Annotated in this window: 14 protein-coding genes and 1 other annotated feature; of the genes, 6 read left to right on the top strand and 8 right to left on the bottom strand. The window is 30.6% G+C overall.

All coding sequences use genetic code 11. The features are described 5' to 3' along the window. The first annotated feature begins 246 nt into the window (after positions 1-246). The 3 genes from CUEA01_RS22665 to CUEA01_RS22655 all read left to right on the top strand — a co-directional run bounded on the left by CUEA01_RS22665 (position 247) and on the right by CUEA01_RS22655 (position 3,175). Positions 247-792: a GNAT family N-acetyltransferase gene (locus CUEA01_RS22665; RefSeq protein ID WP_234124493.1), complete on the top strand. Its 546-nt coding sequence runs from the start codon at positions 247-249 to the stop codon at positions 790-792. An 85-nt stretch (positions 793-877) separates the two neighbouring features. After that, a complete protein-coding gene (locus tag CUEA01_RS22660; RefSeq protein WP_234124491.1) occupies positions 878-1,408 on the top strand; it encodes a PadR family transcriptional regulator in 531 nt (176 codons plus the stop codon). A gap of 108 nt (positions 1,409-1,516) precedes the next feature. Next, the gene (locus CUEA01_RS22655; RefSeq protein WP_234124489.1) at positions 1,517-3,175 is read left to right on the top strand and encodes an MFS transporter; all 1,659 of its coding nucleotides are present in this window, start codon (positions 1,517-1,519) and stop codon (positions 3,173-3,175) included. A 325-nt stretch (positions 3,176-3,500) separates the two neighbouring features. Here the strand turns inward: CUEA01_RS22655 and CUEA01_RS22650 are convergent, their stop codons facing one another. Together CUEA01_RS22650 and CUEA01_RS22645 are read right to left on the bottom strand one after the other, a co-directional pair. Beyond that, a complete protein-coding gene (locus CUEA01_RS22650; protein WP_234124487.1) occupies positions 3,501-4,268 on the bottom strand; it encodes a YibE/F family protein in 768 nt (255 codons plus the stop codon). Next, a complete protein-coding gene (locus CUEA01_RS22645; RefSeq protein WP_234124485.1) occupies positions 4,265-5,404 on the bottom strand; it encodes a YibE/F family protein in 1,140 nt (379 codons plus the stop codon). The genes CUEA01_RS22650 and CUEA01_RS22645 overlap by 4 nt, the downstream gene beginning before the upstream one ends. Positions 5,405-5,650: 246 nt before the next feature. Between CUEA01_RS22645 and CUEA01_RS25230 the strand changes: the two genes are divergently transcribed. Then, positions 5,651-7,651 carry an alpha/beta hydrolase family protein gene (locus CUEA01_RS25230; protein ID WP_234124483.1) on the top strand — a complete coding sequence of 667 codons (2,001 nt, stop codon included), beginning with the start codon at positions 5,651-5,653 and terminating at the stop codon, positions 7,649-7,651. Between the two features lie 690 nt (positions 7,652-8,341). Here the strand turns inward: CUEA01_RS25230 and CUEA01_RS22635 are convergent. The 6 genes from CUEA01_RS22635 to CUEA01_RS22610 form a co-directional block, all read right to left on the bottom strand. Continuing rightward, positions 8,342-8,827 (bottom strand): hypothetical protein, encoded by a 486-nt coding sequence (locus CUEA01_RS22635; protein ID WP_234124481.1) that lies wholly within the window; start codon positions 8,825-8,827, stop codon positions 8,342-8,344. Between the two features lie 106 nt (positions 8,828-8,933). After that, positions 8,934-9,764, bottom strand: a complete 831-nt coding sequence (locus CUEA01_RS22630) for a hypothetical protein (protein WP_234124479.1) — start codon at positions 9,762-9,764, stop codon at positions 8,934-8,936. 144 nt (positions 9,765-9,908) lie between these two features. Then, positions 9,909-10,631, bottom strand: coding sequence for a metallophosphoesterase family protein (locus CUEA01_RS22625; RefSeq protein WP_234124477.1), 723 nt, complete (start codon positions 10,629-10,631; stop codon positions 9,909-9,911). A 3-nt stretch (positions 10,632-10,634) separates the two neighbouring features. Next, positions 10,635-12,287 carry an ABC transporter permease gene (locus CUEA01_RS22620; protein WP_234124475.1) on the bottom strand — a complete coding sequence of 551 codons (1,653 nt, stop codon included), beginning with the start codon at positions 12,285-12,287 and terminating at the stop codon, positions 10,635-10,637. Between the two features lie 31 nt (positions 12,288-12,318). Beyond that, complete coding sequence (locus CUEA01_RS22615; RefSeq protein ID WP_234124473.1) at positions 12,319-13,329, bottom strand: ABC transporter substrate-binding protein; 1,011 nt, start codon at positions 13,327-13,329, stop codon at positions 12,319-12,321. Beyond that, positions 13,322-14,293 (bottom strand): ABC transporter ATP-binding protein, encoded by a 972-nt coding sequence (locus CUEA01_RS22610; RefSeq protein ID WP_234124472.1) that lies wholly within the window; start codon positions 14,291-14,293, stop codon positions 13,322-13,324. The genes CUEA01_RS22615 and CUEA01_RS22610 overlap by 8 nt, the downstream gene beginning before the upstream one ends. Before the next feature lie 142 nt (positions 14,294-14,435). Here CUEA01_RS22610 and CUEA01_RS22605 point away from each other — a divergent pair, with 142 nt between their 5' ends. Continuing rightward, on the top strand, positions 14,436-15,335 hold the full coding sequence (locus tag CUEA01_RS22605; protein WP_234124471.1) for a LysR family transcriptional regulator: 900 nt from the start codon (positions 14,436-14,438) through the stop codon (positions 15,333-15,335). A gap of 153 nt (positions 15,336-15,488) precedes the next feature. Beyond that, positions 15,489-15,737: a hypothetical protein gene (locus tag CUEA01_RS22600; RefSeq protein WP_234124470.1), complete on the top strand. Its 249-nt coding sequence runs from the start codon at positions 15,489-15,491 to the stop codon at positions 15,735-15,737. Between the two features lie 56 nt (positions 15,738-15,793). Then, positions 15,794-16,049, top strand: a binding site (T-box leader). Positions 16,050-16,098 lie beyond the last annotated feature (49 nt).

The following is a 16,098-nucleotide window of genomic DNA, read 5'->3' as shown; positions in this document are numbered from 1 at the left end:
CATAGTAATATAGCCAATACCAATATCCAATTTTACAAACGTTTACAATGTCATTGTATACATTTTTTTATGTTTTGTATTGTCTTTTATTGACCTATACATAGTCAAATTTTAACTAAATTAAAAATATTGGAGTTGTTATAGTGTATTTTAGTGTAAAATCTACTATAATTAATACATATTAAAAATATTTATTATACAATACGATTAATGAAGAAAGCAAGATTGCATAGAAAGGGGAAAAATATGAAAGGAATTGGAACTCAAAAAATAGAGACTGATAGGCTAATATTAAGAAGATTTGAAATAGAAGATAGTGCGAAGGTTTATAAAAATTGGACTTCAGATAACTTGACTACACGTTATTTAAGCTGGGATACTCATGAAAATGAAGAAATAACAAGAGAATACATTCAATCAAAATTGAGTTTGTATGATAAAGAATTTTTCTTTGATTGGATTGTTATTAGAAAAGAGGATTATGAACCAATAGGAGAGATTAGTTGCGTTAAATTTTCAAAACTTCACAGGCTTTGTGAGATGGGTGACTGCTACGGTTCGAAATATTGGAATTTAGGTTATGGAACAGAAGCATTGAAAGCCTTTATTGAATATATGCTTAAGAAAGTTGAAATTGATATAGTGATTGCTTGTCATACAGAAAGCAATGCAGCATCTGGTCGTATTATGGAGAAGGCAGGTATGAAAAAAGATGCGGCACTACCTAATTATTTTTTTAATAAGGAAACAGGGAAGAGAGAAGCACAGGTGTATTATTCAATAGAACGGTAAATTTCAAAGGTAATGATTTAAAATATTGACAAATATATTGCACAGTACTATACTTTATAGTAGTGTAATAAACGGTGGTGATAAAATGTCTTCAATAAATTTAATAATACTTGGTTATTTACAGAACAAAGAGAAAAGTGCATATGAAATGGTTAAAGAATTTGAAAGCTGGAGTCTTACTTGGTGGTTAAAAATCAGCAGTCCGTCAATTTACAAAAATATAATTAAATTATGTGATAACGGATATTTAAATTCAAGAACCGTTAAAGAAGGTGAAATGCCAGAAAAAACATTATATTCAATGAACGAAAAGGGAATTTTATATTTCAATGAACTAATGGAAGAAAGTTCGAAAGATATAGGAAAGGTTTATTTTGAATTTAATGCATTCTTAGTTAATATAGAGCATTTACCTAAAGAAAAAAGGAAGGAATATCTTAAAAGCTTCAAGACCAAAGTAGAAGAACGTAGGGCTTTTGTAGAGGCAAGATATAATCAAGAGAAGCAGCACGATGGGATAACTGGTTCTGGATTTCTTCTGTTAGAACTATACAATGAATTTTATAATATTTTAGAAAAATGGTCTGAAAAAGTTAATGATTATTATAATAAATAAATTGATGTCTCTAATAAATTAATATATTGAGAGACAATTTTTTTGCACACATACTATACTTTATAGTAGTTTATTATACAGTAATATATTGTTTAGGAGGTTTGTATTATGAATAAAAAATATCAACTCATTTCTTTTATAGCTATCGTTTTAGGTTTTTTTATGACATTATTAGATACAACTATAGTAAATATTACTTTACCTAAAATGACTGAATACTTTAATACTACCATGAATCATATTTCTTGGGTAGTAAATGCATATAATTTAGCTTTTGCGGTTGTTATACTAACTGCTTCGAAATTAGGAGATCAATTTGGAAGAAAAAGGATTTTTATTGCAGGAGTATTTTTATTTATGCTATCTTCTCTGCTAGCTGGAATTTCAAATTCACTTGAACTACTAATATTTTTTAGAACCCTTCAAGGTATATCTGCAGCTTTTGTTGTGCCTGTTACAATGCCACTTTCTGCGGAACTATTTCCACCAGAAAAGAGGGGAACCATTATGGCACTTTGGGGAGCTTTTGCCGGTCTTGCTGCTGCAAGTGGACCAACGCTTGGTGGTATATTAACTCAATTTTTTAATTGGAGATATATTTTCTTTATTAATGTACCTGTAGGTTGCATTTGTATATTATTAACTATGAAATTAATAAAGGAATCTTATGATCCAACTGCAAGTAAAAGTATAGACTTTGCAGGAAATATAACAATTTCAGTTGCTATGTTTTGCTTAACTTTTGCATTAATAAAGGTTAATGAAAAAGGGTGGACTTCGAGTTTTATCCTTTCACTTTTTGCTATCTCTGCTATAGCTCTTATATTATTTGTTATTATTGAGTTAAAAGTTAAGGAACCAATGATTCCCCTTAGCTTATTTAAATCTTTACAATTTACAAGTGGGTCTATTTGCATATTCTTGCTTGGACTTGGCATGATGTGTGGTTCTTATTTTCTATCTTTTTTCCTAATTCAAATTAAAGGATTAACCCAACTGTCATCAGGACTTATTATCTCAACGATGTCCTTAAGTTCAATGTTTTTTTCAGTATTAGCTGCTATTTTAGTAAAAAAAGTAGGTAATAGATTTATTAGTGCCTTGGGTATTCTTTTGTTATGTATTGCTTGCTATTTAAATAGTTCCCTTACCCAAAATGCTTCAAATATAGATGTTATTTTAAGATTAATTATTATGGGTTCCGGTACAGGCTTAAGCATGGCAACACTATTGAGTTCCACAATAGCTAACGTTCCTGTAGAAAAAATAGGAATAGCTTCTGGAGTAGGCAATATGACAAGAACACTTGGAAATGTATTTGGGGTTGCATTGTTTTTAACTATATTTACATCCAATATGACTGTTCAGATGGCTAATTCTAAAGCTTATGCTGTAAAAACAATACAGAAGGACAATGTATTTGACAATAAATCTAAAATACAGATGATTGCGTCTATTAAATCAGCGAGTGGTAAAAACATTAATCTTTCAGAAATATTAAATAGGATTGATAAAAAGGAAACTGAGGCGATAGCAACTTCTCCAGAAATGGCTAAAAATAAAATCAAAGAAAGCTTTGATGCTCAAAAGAAGGAAATAAAAAAAATAGTACCTACTATTCAAGATACATTTTTAACACATGCTGTCAAGGCTTTTAGCGTTACATTTGAAGCAGGGGCTATAATCCTTTTGCCAGGTATATTTTTAGCATTATTTAGTGATAAAAAATTGAAAATTTCGCAGGAATGCTTGGAAAAAGAGATGTAAGAAAATTTAGTGGGAAGCGCTGGACTAAGAATATGTAATTTAAAATTATTACGAACTAATTAAATCAATTCACAATGCACAGTTCACAATGCACAATGAAGGATGATTTGCCTTCCTTGAGTCAGGTAAATCTTAAATTATAAGCTTCGCTTAGCACCATAAATGGTGCTATTGCGTAAGCAATAAAAAAATAAGTTTTAAGATTTTCTGTAGCTTTGCTACAGAAAATCTACCTTCATTGTGAATTGTGCATCGTGAATTGTGAATTGATTTGGTTCGCATTTTTTATTATTTGAGTATAAAATAAATTTGTACTACAGCTCCATTATTTAGAATCATCGCTTCTCTTAAAAAACAAAAGCTTTGAAGCTATAAAAGCTGTAGTTGGTATAATGAGGATAATTCCTATTCCACCGAATAAACTTTGAAATATTTCAGAACAAAAAATTTTAGAGTTAATTATGTCCGAAAAAGAGTAATGCAGTTCACTAAAATAGATAATAAGAGTCATAAAGCTACCTATGTACGTAAAAAGTAGAGTGTTAGTCATTGTTCCTAAAATATCTTTTCCTATTTCTAAACCAGATTTAAATATGTTACTTGGCGTTGTTGATGCAGTATTTTTATATATTTCGTACATTGAAGAAGATATTGAAATTGACACATCAATTATTGCTCCAAGTAAGCCAAACAAAATCTCACATATAAGTACCTTAGCAAAGTTTAATTGAACGTAAACTGATAAATATGCAGTTGTTTCAAGCTGTTCTTTTGAAAAACCTTGAATATTTGCATTACTGCTTATGCCATAAGTTATTAGCATTGTTAAAATTACGACCAATGTAACTGAAAATAAGGAGGATACAGTTTTTACATTAATTCCGTTAATAAAAAATAGCGTTATAAAAGTTATTATAATGCAGCCTACAATAGTCACTTTAATAGGATCAAACTTCGCACCTATAAGTACCAATAAAATGAACATCATAATAAAGTTAAAAAACAGTGTAAGGAAGGATTTCAAACCTCTTTGTCCACCAACAACAATCATTAAAGCTAAAAGAATAAGTATTAATATAAATGGTACACTCATGATTTTATAAATCCTCCAATCCTAGTGTTTTTTAAAAGCATAATTGAAGTGAAAATTGTTATAGGAATACTCAATACTACCCCAATACTGCCTACAAGTGCACGAATAATTTCAAGAGAAAGGTATTCGCCTACAATATTAGAAATTGGGAATTCATTTCTAAGAAGCAGCAGTATAATTGGTATGCTTCCGCTTATATATGCAAAAAGTAGGGTGTTGGACATTGTACCCATTATATCTTTTCCAATTTCTCTTCCACTTTTTATGAGAAGCTTTTTTTCAATAGCAGGATTACTATTAAAGATTTCATTTATTGATGAAGAAATTGAAATTGCAATATCCATTATTGCACCTAAAGTGCCTATAAGCAGCTCGATGTAAAATAATTGTTCTGGTGGATGAGTGAGAAATTCTAGTTCCTCAAAGTGAACTCCATTAGAATGATTTAGTTTTATTACAACTAAAGCTATCAGCATAGTTATAAAGGTAGAAGCAATTGCCGCAGCTATGGCAGAAATAGCTTTTTTATTTATTCCGCAAACTATGAGAATTGATAAGATTACAAATAAAAAGACTGAAACTATAAAAATACTTGCCAAATTAAAATTGTTTAAAAACATTTCAATTATAAGGAAGAATATTAGTGTGTTTATTACAAGACTAGCTAAGGACTTAAAGCCTTTAATGCCTCCAACTATTAAAATCAGTACTACAAATAAGCTTGTTATGTATACAAGATAATTATCTCTCTTAAAGTCGTTTATTTTGCAAGAGATTATGTGACCTTTAGAATCTTCAGATATTGATACAAAAACTTCATTTTTAGGTTTTAAATTTAAATCGTTAACCTCAGAATATGAAGTTGTATTTTCAAGTCCAATGGTTTGACCCTTGTGCTTTCCATTCATTATAATGGCTTTTATATTTTGCTCTGTAATTTCTTCTGATTTCCCATTTTGACTTTTAGATTGAGAGTTTTTTTCTGTTACGGACATGATTTTAGCTATATTTTTCGAGTATAAGCCTTCATTATTATTTACAATAAAAAAGCTTGCACAAATAAAAATTATTAAAGCTATAGCAGATACTAAAATGCGTTTGTTTTTAAATAAAGATTGAAATGACAAATTTTTCATAATTCAAATATCTCCTTGTAGAGATAAACCCTTTGAAACTTAAAAATTAATTTGTACCAAAATGCTGTCTCCTTGGAATTATGGTGCAAATTGATTTTGGTAGTTGAAACGGTTTATCTGTAAAAGTGGTTTATCAATATATTAATGTTAGCATACTAATTATGACTTGTGAATTGATTTACTTTAAAAATTATAAGCAAAGTGATATGATATTTAATAAAATACTATTTAATTGGGGTGAATAATGTGGAAAATTTTAAAATTGATGATTTAGGAAAGTATAAGTATTTATCGGGGGTAAAGCATTCACTGGATGAAAAGCATGCATGTTTTGTTTTGCATGAAAGTAGTGTAGAAGAAAACAAATATTTATCAAATTTGTGGATATTAGATGTTGAAAGTGAAAAATACTATAAGTTAACCTCTTTTGATTCTGAAAGAAGTTTTCTATGGTTAGATAATGAAAATATAATATTTCCAGATGTAAGAGAGGACAAAGATAAGGAAAAACTAAAGAATGGTGAAGAATTTACTCAGTATTATAAGATAAATATTCATGGTGGAGAAGCGGAGAAGTTTTTAAGAATAAATAAAGGTATTAGTTCAATAAAGATAATAGACGAAAATACATATATTTTTACTGCAGAGTATAACGGGAATCAAAAAGAGTTATATCTTTTAGGCGATGAGGAAAAGGATAAGGAATTAAAGGCCAGGAAAGAAGAAAAGGATTATGAAGTACTTGAAGAAATTCCGTTTTGGACTAACGGAGGAACTTTTACAAGCAGGAAGAGAGAAAGATTATATATTTATCATGTAGATACAGATAAAATAGAAGCTATCACTGATGAATATACAAATGTTGGAGCTTTCGAAATAAATAAAGCAAAAACCAAGGTTTTAATTATAAGCAACAGTTTTAAAAATAAGATGGAAATTGTTGATACTATGAGCATTTTAGAACTTGAGACTGGGAAAATTGAAAAGCTTAATGAAGAAAATCCTATGGCATATTATTATGCTAACTTTATCTCTGAAAACAATATTATATTTGCAGCTTCAGATATGAAAAAACTAGGACTTAATCAAAATGCTAAGTTCTATTTATTTGATTTAAAAGCTAAGGAAGGAACTTGTATAACACCAGATCTTGATGTTTCAATATATAGCTCTGTTGGTTCGGATTGTCGATATGGTGATTCAAGTAGTATGCAGGTTTATGGTGAGTATTTATATTTTACAACAACAGAAGACGACAGTTCTTTCTTAAATAGAATGGATAAGAACGGAGAGATTTCAAAACTTACCTTTGATAAGGGCTCTGTTGATGGTATAAGTGTAAGTTCTTCAAGTATATTATTTGTTGGAATGAAACCAAGCAAGCTGCAAGAATTATTTCAATTAGAAAATGGTAGTGAAAAAAAGATAACTACTTTTAATGATTGGGTTCAAACAGAAAGAAAGGTATCAGAACCGATAGAGGTAACTGTTGAAACAGCAGTTGGAGTTACTATAAAGGGTTGGGTTATAAAGCCTGTAGATTTTGATGAAAATAAAAAATACCCTGCTATATTAGACGTACACGGTGGCCCAAAGACTGTTTATGGAACAGTTTTCTACAATGAAATGCAATACTGGGCAAGCGAAGGTTATGCTGTATTTTTCTGCAATCCAAGAGGAAGCGACGGAAGAGGGGATGATTTTTCTGATATAAGAGGAAAATATGGAACTATTGATTTTAACGATATAATGAAATTTACAGATGAAGTTATAAATAAATTTAGCTTTATAGATGGAAATAGAATAGGAGTTACCGGTGGCTCTTATGGTGGATTTATGACAAACTGGATAATTGGTCATACTGATAGATTTAAAGCAGCCGCATCACAAAGAAGTATATCTAATTGGGTATCAAAATTTGGTACAACAGATATAGGTTATTTCTTTGTAGAGGATCAAAATTCAGCTACTCCTTGGAACAATCAAGAAAAGTTGTGGGATCATTCACCACTAAAATATGCCGATAAGGCTAAAACACCTACTCTTTTTCTTCACTCAGAAGAGGATTACAGATGCTGGATTGCTGAAGCTTTTCAAATGTTTACAGCACTTAAGTATCACGGTGTAGATTCTAAACTTATAATGTTTAGAGGTGAGAACCACGAATTAAGCAGAAGCGGAAAGCCAAAGCATAAAATAAGAAGACTTAAAGAAATAACCGAGTGGTTTAACAAATATTTAAGGTAATAGTGTACCAGAACATTAAATAAAATCTATAAATCTAAGAGCCAAAATCTTAAGAGCCTAAGAAATTTCAATAACTCGCTGAAAAGATGCTCAGACAATTGAAGTTTCTAAGTCTCTTAAGATTTTGGCTCTAAGATTTATTAGATTTTATTTAAATTGTTCTGGTACACTATTACCTTAAATAAAACGTGGTTTTAAGGAAAAAATTCCTCCGTGCCTACGGAATTTTGGATGGAGGGAAATTCTAAGAAATTTCAATAACTCGCTGAAAAGATGCTCAGACAATTGAAATTTCTAAGTACACATACTAGGGGTTTGGGCTTTAGCCCATGTAGGTTCATGAACTCTTGATAATTAATTTCTAATGCAACAGAACAAAATCATAAATTAATGCCTAAGATTTATTAGATGTTATTTAAATTGTTCCAAAACACTACTACTTCACATAAACATGGTTTTAAGGAAAAAATTCCTCCGTACCTACGGAATTTTGGATGGGAGAGCCTAAGAAATTATTCAAAACTTTCCTTAAATATTGTTTTTAATAATTCACATGGAACTTGTTGATTATTAAAAATTTGCAGCATACCTTTGGGGGTTATTTTATATCCGGATAATTCATCTTTATGGGGAATTATTGATTTTGCTTCAATATTAATATGGTCTTTAAAAGGAATAAGACGAATAGAATTATTTTTTTATATTCCAAGTCAATTTAGGTGTTAGTTTTTTAGTTAGCTTATTGCATTTTATAAAATAATTTTCCAATGTTTTTGAACTAATGGTGGTCTGCTTTATGCTATTTGGTGAATTAGATTCTTTATTTAACTGATACATTATAGTAAATTTGCTGCCATTTTGCCTATAAATATCAAAGGATCTGTCGTTTAAAATGGTCATTGTCATATGTTCTAAGGTATGTTTTCCTACCTCATTTTTATCTGGTCTTAATTTACCGTTATTTAAGCTATTTACCATAGATTCTATATTTTTTTGATTTAAATATTTAGTGACATCAAATTCAGCCATTTTATTTTTGTCTAGCTCATGAGTATAAGAAACATATACAATTTTATCTTTATTTATTACAAATTGGTTTGAACTATATCTGTAAACAATTATACTAATTATAAAAACTGCTACAATTGAATAGGCAGTAATATTTATTTTTTTCATAATAACACCCCTATTGCTAATTATAGCATTAGTGATTTGTAAAATGAAAGAGAATGAATAATATAAAGTATATTAGAAATAAGCAGTGTTTTAAAGAAGAAAAAAGCTATTCTCCAAGCATAATACCTGTCTTTGTTTCATCAGATTTAATAAGCCAGTTGCTTGCAGTCAAAGTATTTATTAGTTTTTGTCTTTCAGTGCTTGCTTGGTTAATATCATCAGTTTTAAAGGATATTTCTGCAATTGAACTGCCGTTATTTAGTTCATAAACTTCAAGTTCAATTTTAAGGTTATCCCATTGACCAATATATCGAGTACCGCTGTAGGGTCCGTGAAGCACGGAATTATTTAATTGGCTTTGAGCCCAGCCTTTGTAAAGATATTTGTTAAGCTTTCCAGGAATATTGTCTATAGCTGATTCAATGGAAGATGATGTATCTGGAAGGTCAAGGCTAGAATAATCAGCGTAGGAGAAATCTTTATCATTTGAAAAACTTAGAGTTTCATTGGCGTATCCCCAATCAACTTGAGCCGAATAATTATTTGCACTAGTATCAAACCCATCATTTGCAGCTATTTGAAGTGCTGCATTTATATTTCCACTTGTAATTGAATATCTTTTTTTATAGGTTAGTTCGGTATTGTCATCATTATCAAACTTTCTCATTCGTACAATCCAGCCTTCATTATTTAAAGCGAGATTTTGAGTATCAAGATATTGTACGTTTAGGTTTTTAGAAGAATAAATTCCAAATATTGATTTTACTGTAGAGGAGAGATCTCCATTGGTGTCTAGAATTTTGCTTGTGTCCATCATAAGCTTTACTTCATAGTTTGGAGTAGCTAAACTGCTTGCATGTACAGCGGGAGAAAAAGTAAAAGTTATGGTTAAAATAGTTAAAAAAATTGTTGCAAGGCTATTTAATAATTTTTTCATTTTAATACCTTCCTTTTTTGTACTTTTTTTAAGTTAGCTAGCTATAGGAGCATGTGAAAAATATAGGTATTCTTTTCTATTAGCAGGTCATAAGGATTTATGTGCGTATAGTACAACCTATAGAATACCTTTTTTCACATCCTCCTATATTTTTTTCCCTTTTATAATTAATTGATTATAATGGTTTGCATTTGGGAAATTTTTATTGTTTGCAATTCGTATAATTTTTTCAAAGGGGTAAGTTATTCTTCGTGTGCAAAAATTTACTGAGCTGTTTTCTATATTCATAATCCCATAAGAAGCACTGTTCTTACCATCATATGGGCAGCCAACACTTCCGGGATTAAATATGGTTTTTTTATCTATATTTTTTATGAAGGGTATGTGAGTATGTCCACATAAGATAATATCCTCTTTTAAATTTTGCGTTAGCGTTTTTAAAGTTTTTATATCTGTATTTGAAGATAAGCCTTCTACAATACTTCTAGGAGAGCCATGAACGCATAATATATTGTGGTTTTTTAAAGTTAAAGTTTTTTCTGTTGGACAGTTTAATAAGAAGGCTATACTTTCACTTGATAAGTTTTTTAAAGCATATTTTCTGTATATATCTATTTCATTCAAACTAGAACAATTAGTGTCACTTGTAGTTCTTTTAGAAGATAGCCAAAGTTCAGTATTGCCCTTTAGCCAGCATAGGGGCTCAAGGGTTTTTAAAGCATCAAATACAGCTTGTGGCTCAGGACCTTTTAACACTAAATCGCCTAAAAAAATTACTGTATTTACTCCATTTTTTTTAATATCTAAAAGTACTGCTTTCAATGCTTCGTAATTTCCATGTATGTCCGATATAATAGCTAGTTTCATTTTCTATAAAATCTCCTTTTTTGTGATGGAAAGCTGCTTTGAAAGTATGATTAAAATAATTGTAATGAAAATACTTATGACAGCCATTGCCATCCCAGAGGATTCATTCCCTTGTTCAAATTGAGAATATATAAAGGAAGCTGAATTTTCCATTCCAGGAGGTAAAATCATTAAAGCGGCTACAAGTTCTCTTATAGAAACTATTAATGTCATTATAAAACCTGATAGCATTGCTTTTGAGTTTATCGGTATTATTATTTTTCTTAGTATATAAAGGTGATTTCCACCAAAAACTGTCCCAGCTTCTTCAAGCACATGATTCATTTGTTCATAAGAGTTTGCAACATATTGAACGGTATATGGTAAAAATAGAACTACATAAGTAAGGATTACCATACCGTAAGTGTTGTAAATGGGAATTGGCATGTATTTGGTGTCAAAGAATAGTATTAGACCAATAACTACAACGATTCCGGGAATAGTGTTTGGAAGTATACTAAAAATATTAATTAATTTATATGGAAGCCCCTTTTGCCCTTTTCCTATTATAATTCCTAAAATTGTACCCATAAGCATTGTTAAACAGCTAGCTAAAATTGATATTCCAAAAGTATTTATCAAAGCATTAAAGGCATCAGAACCTGGAGAGAATAAATCGGAGTAGCAGCTTAAGGTGAAATTATGTGCAGAAATTCCAAGTCCTTTAACCTTTAAAAGTGAGGTTGCGATAACAGCAAAGAAAGGTATTCCTGTAGAAAAAATAAATACAATAAAAATATATATCCAGGCAATAAATTTACTAAGTCTACTCAATTTATATAAATGAAATTTGGCTCCTTTCCCACCTACTAGGGAGTATGAGTATCTTGATGAAACTAAATTTTGAAAGCCCCATAGTATAAGACAAGTTGTAACAAGTAAGAGAGATAAAGAGGAGGCTTTGCCAAAATCAATAGGCCAATTTGAAACATATTTATAGATTTCAGTGGTTAAAACATAGTAACCAATTTTTCTCCCAAAGGTTGCAGGGGCACCAAATTCAGAAGCTGTTCTTAAAAAAATTAAAAGTGCACCAACTACATAGCTTGAAAATATGAGAGGAAATATAACTTTTCTAAGGGTGTATAAAAAACTAGCACCGTGAGCAAAAGAAGCCTGTTCTAAATTTTCATTTATTTTAATAAGACAATTTTTTAAGCTTAAATACATAAAAGGAAATATGTGAAGGCTCATTATTATAACCAAACCCGTTAAGGTGAAAAAGCGTGGCGTTAAAAAGGATAGCTTGGGTAGTAATTGCTGTAAATAGCCATTTTTCTGCATAAAAATTGTCCAGCCCATTGCTTCTATATAAGGTGGTGTCATAAATGGAATAAGTAAAATAATATCAATAGCTCTTTTAAAGTGTAAATCAGTTTTTACAACAATAAATGCCATTGGAACGGCAATAAAGCTGGAAAGTATAATTACTAGAAAGCCAAGCTTAAGGGTATTTATAAATGTAGAACATACTTCATTTGTAGAAATAGTATTTACAAATGAAGTAAAATTAAAGCTGCCGTTGTTGTAGATGCTGTAAACGCAAATGAGGACAATTGGAATTACGACAATAAACAAAAGTATAAGTATAGCTAGAATTAAAATTATTTTTTTCATGTTAAGCTTTAATTTCAATTTGTTCACCAACCTACTTAAATATGTTTCCAAATTTATTACTTACATCTTTGCCGTTTTCAGCCATCCAGTCCCAATTAACAGTTAAAGCTTTAATATCATTTGCGCTTGGTTTCCCATCCACTTTAACATCACTGCGTCCAGGAAGAAGGTATGCAGCTGCAACCATTTTTTGAGCTTCATCAGAAAGTAGATAGTCTATAAATTTTTGCGCATTTCCTTTATTTTTAGCACCTTTTAATATTAGGGCAGGTCTTGGGCTAATTACAGTACCACTAGAAGGATAAACTAAATCAACAGGTTCACCTTTTTTCTTTGCTGCATAAGTCATATAATCTACTCCGGCCAAAACAATGCTTTTTTCCCCAGTGATAACAGGATCTAAGGCTTCATTATTTGCACCAACCATTTGAGCACCATTTTTCTTTACAGCCTTAAAATAATCCCAACCTTTTTCAGCATTAACATTTACATATCCACTTACAAAATCAAGGCATGACCCCGATAGGCTAGGATCAGACACATTTATTTGGTTTTTATAGGTTGAAGCTGTGAGATCCTCCCAATCCTTAGGTGGATTTTTTACAAGCTTCGTATTGTATACTATAGCAAGGGCAGAGCCACTATATGAAAAATAATTATTATCCTTGTCTTTCCAATCGGGAAATAGTTTATCTGCATTTTTAGCGTTAGCGTAAGCCTCTGTCATTTCGTCCTTTTTAAGTCCAATTGCTGAGGAAAGTGATGCTAGAATAGCTACATCTGCCTCAGGGTTTGCCTTTTCAGCCTTAATTCTACTCAATACCTTTCCGGTGGTACTACTAAATATTTTTACATTTATGCCTTCTTTTTTTTCAAATCCTTTAGTTATTTTTTTTATCAAGTTATCTGGACCAGCACTATAGACTACAAGTTCTTTTGAAGCTTTACTGCTAGAGCCATTTGTACTACAGCCAGACATAAGAGTTCCTGTGATGCATACTAGCATTAAAGAACATATGATTTTTTTATTTAATTTAAACATTTTTTTCCTCCTCATATAGATAAATATTTGAATTCTTTACATAAAGTTTAATTTCTTCGCCTATGTTTTTTTTATTATTTGAGTACACCTTCCACAAAAGACCTTCTTGGAGTTTTACTGTAAGCTCGTAGCAATTTCCAAGATAAGCCGCATTTTCTACAATTCCTTTATGCAATATGCTGTTTTCTTCTTCGACAAGGCTTATGTTTTCTGGCCTTATAAATCCGTTAGCTATGGCATTGGATTTTCCAACAAATTGAGCTACAAATTTATTGTAAGGTTTATGGTATATTGTTTCTGGCGAAGCTTCTTGAAGTATGTCTCCTTTGTTCATTACAATAACTTTGTTTGACATGGACATTGCTTCTGTTTGATCATGGGTTACATAAATTACAGTTATGCCTAATTTTTTTACTAAATTAACTAGCTCAAAACGCATTTCATCTCTTAAATTAGCATCTAAAGCACTTAAAGGTTCATCAAATAAAATTATTTCTGGGTCATTTACTATGGCTCTTGCAAAAGCTACTCGCTGCTGTTGTCCTCCAGAAAGTTCAAAAGGGTGTCTTTTTTCAAGTCCAGCTAATCGTACTGTTTTTATTGCTGAATAGACACGTTCTTTAAGTTTTTCTTTTTTGCCGGTTGCCTTTAATGGATAAGCAATGTTTTCAAATACGGTCATATGGGGCCAAAGTGCAAAGTCTTGAAAAACCATTCCAAGCTTTCTTTTGTTTGAAGGAATATTTATTTTCTTAGCAGATGAAAAAACACATGTATCGCCAAAATATATTTCTCCACTATCTGGTGTTTCAAGCCCAGCTATGATTCGAAGCAAGGTTGTTTTACCACAACCAGAAGGACCAAGCAGTGAGGTAAATTCTTTAGTTTCAAAGTTTATGCTTATTTCATTTAAAACAGTTACGGTATTATAAGTTTTTTTAATTGCATTAATAGATACATTCATAGTTTAATCTCCCCTTATAGTTAAATTTTACAAAAAGTGTTTTGAATAAATATTTAATATATGTAAAGTTAAGGTTAAAAGAAATATTAAAATATATTATTTTCTATAGATTTTTTCTATAATGATTTTTGAGGTGATATTTTTGAATTTTATAAAGTTAGAAATATTAATATTGATTTATAAATATAACAAGGTTACAGCCGCAGCTGAGAGACTTGGCATAAAACAGCCAACAGTTACCTTTCATATGAAAAGCCTTGAGAAAATGCTTGGAGTAAAATTATTTGAGACGCATGGAGGATATATTGTACTTACAGAACCTGGCGAAGCACTTATGCACTATGCGGATAGAATATTAAAATTAAAGGATGAGGCAGAAAGAGCTGTAAGTGAGTTTAATGATTTGAAAAAGGGAACTCTTAAAATTGGAGCAAGCTATGTACCTTCAACATATTTAATACCTGATATTCTAAGGCAAATTAAAAATGTGTATTCAATGCTTCAAATATCAGTTACAGTAAACCCATCTAAGACAATAGTTCAGATGCTTTTAGATCATGAACTAGATGTTGGAATAATCTGCTCTATGGGTAATAATGATTCAAATCTTGTGTATAAAAAAATATATGAGGATGAACTTGGCGTTGTATTTTCTCCTAAAAATTCTCTGATTCAATATAAAATTTTAAGTGAAGAAAATTTATGGAATCAAACTTTTGTGAATCACAGTAAAGCTTCATCAACAAGGCAGCTAGTAGAAAAATGGCTTGAAAAGAGACAAATTAAATTTAGTTCTGTTGTTCAATTAGATTCTTTAGAAGCCATAAAACACACAATTGTTTCAACTGATTGGGTTTCGATTATATCAAAAAAAGCAGTTGAGCAAGAGCTAAAAAGAGAGGAGCTTGTTTACAGAACATTACCTGGAGAAGGTATAAAACGAGATATTTATCTTGTGTACAATAGGGATAGATGGGTTTCGCCAATAATGCAAAAATTTTTTGATGTAGCAGTGGGGTATAAGGCAAATGAATTTAAATAGTTGAGCCGGTATATCTATAAGTTAGAATTTGTAGGTAATAATACTTCAGGCAATGTGCCAGCTGATAACAATAGTAATTCAGTAGCGGAAGCATAAGCAGTATTACAAAATAAGGCTGAATTTTTTAGTACAGATGATAGTAAAAATATGTTATTGAATGATTTTTGGGTTAAGGAAAAAAACAATGGTGTTATATATAAAATAACTCATTTTGCATTGGTTCCTATGGATGGTGATAAAATACCCGAAGTTGTTCTTGAATTAACAGTAGGGAATTATCCAGAGTTTTATGAAATTCTTCATTATACAAACGGTAAAGTTTATGGATATAATCAAGTTAAATTGAGGCATATTAAAGAAATTATCTATCAATTTGGACTTATTATTTTTTTAGATGCCTAAGAGTAATGCTTAAATCTTGACACCAATAAAATAAAAGTCTATAATTCAACTATAATTTAAATGCTTTGAAGAGGAAAGTAACTTTAAGAACACTTTTACAGAGAACTCCTATTTGGTGAGAGGGAGAGAAGAATATTGAAGTGAAAATGGCCTTGGAGCTCCGCACCGAAATTCATATATCTAGGCTGCGGCGGGTTCTCACGTTAAAGAGATAGGGTATAATCACTCATTTGTGACGTACTTGAAGAGGTTTATATCGTGAGGTATAAGCGAAATAGGATGGTAACACGGAGATACGCTCTCGTTCCTAAGATTAATTTCTTAGGAACGGGAGCTTTTTTGATTAAAAAAAGAGTACAGA

It is taken from the genome of Clostridium hydrogenum (assembly GCF_021432385.1).
In the GTDB taxonomy this organism is placed as follows: Bacteria; Bacillota; Clostridia; order Clostridiales; family Clostridiaceae; genus Clostridium_S; species Clostridium_S hydrogenum.
This window is presented reverse-complemented; position numbering and strand designations above follow the sequence as displayed.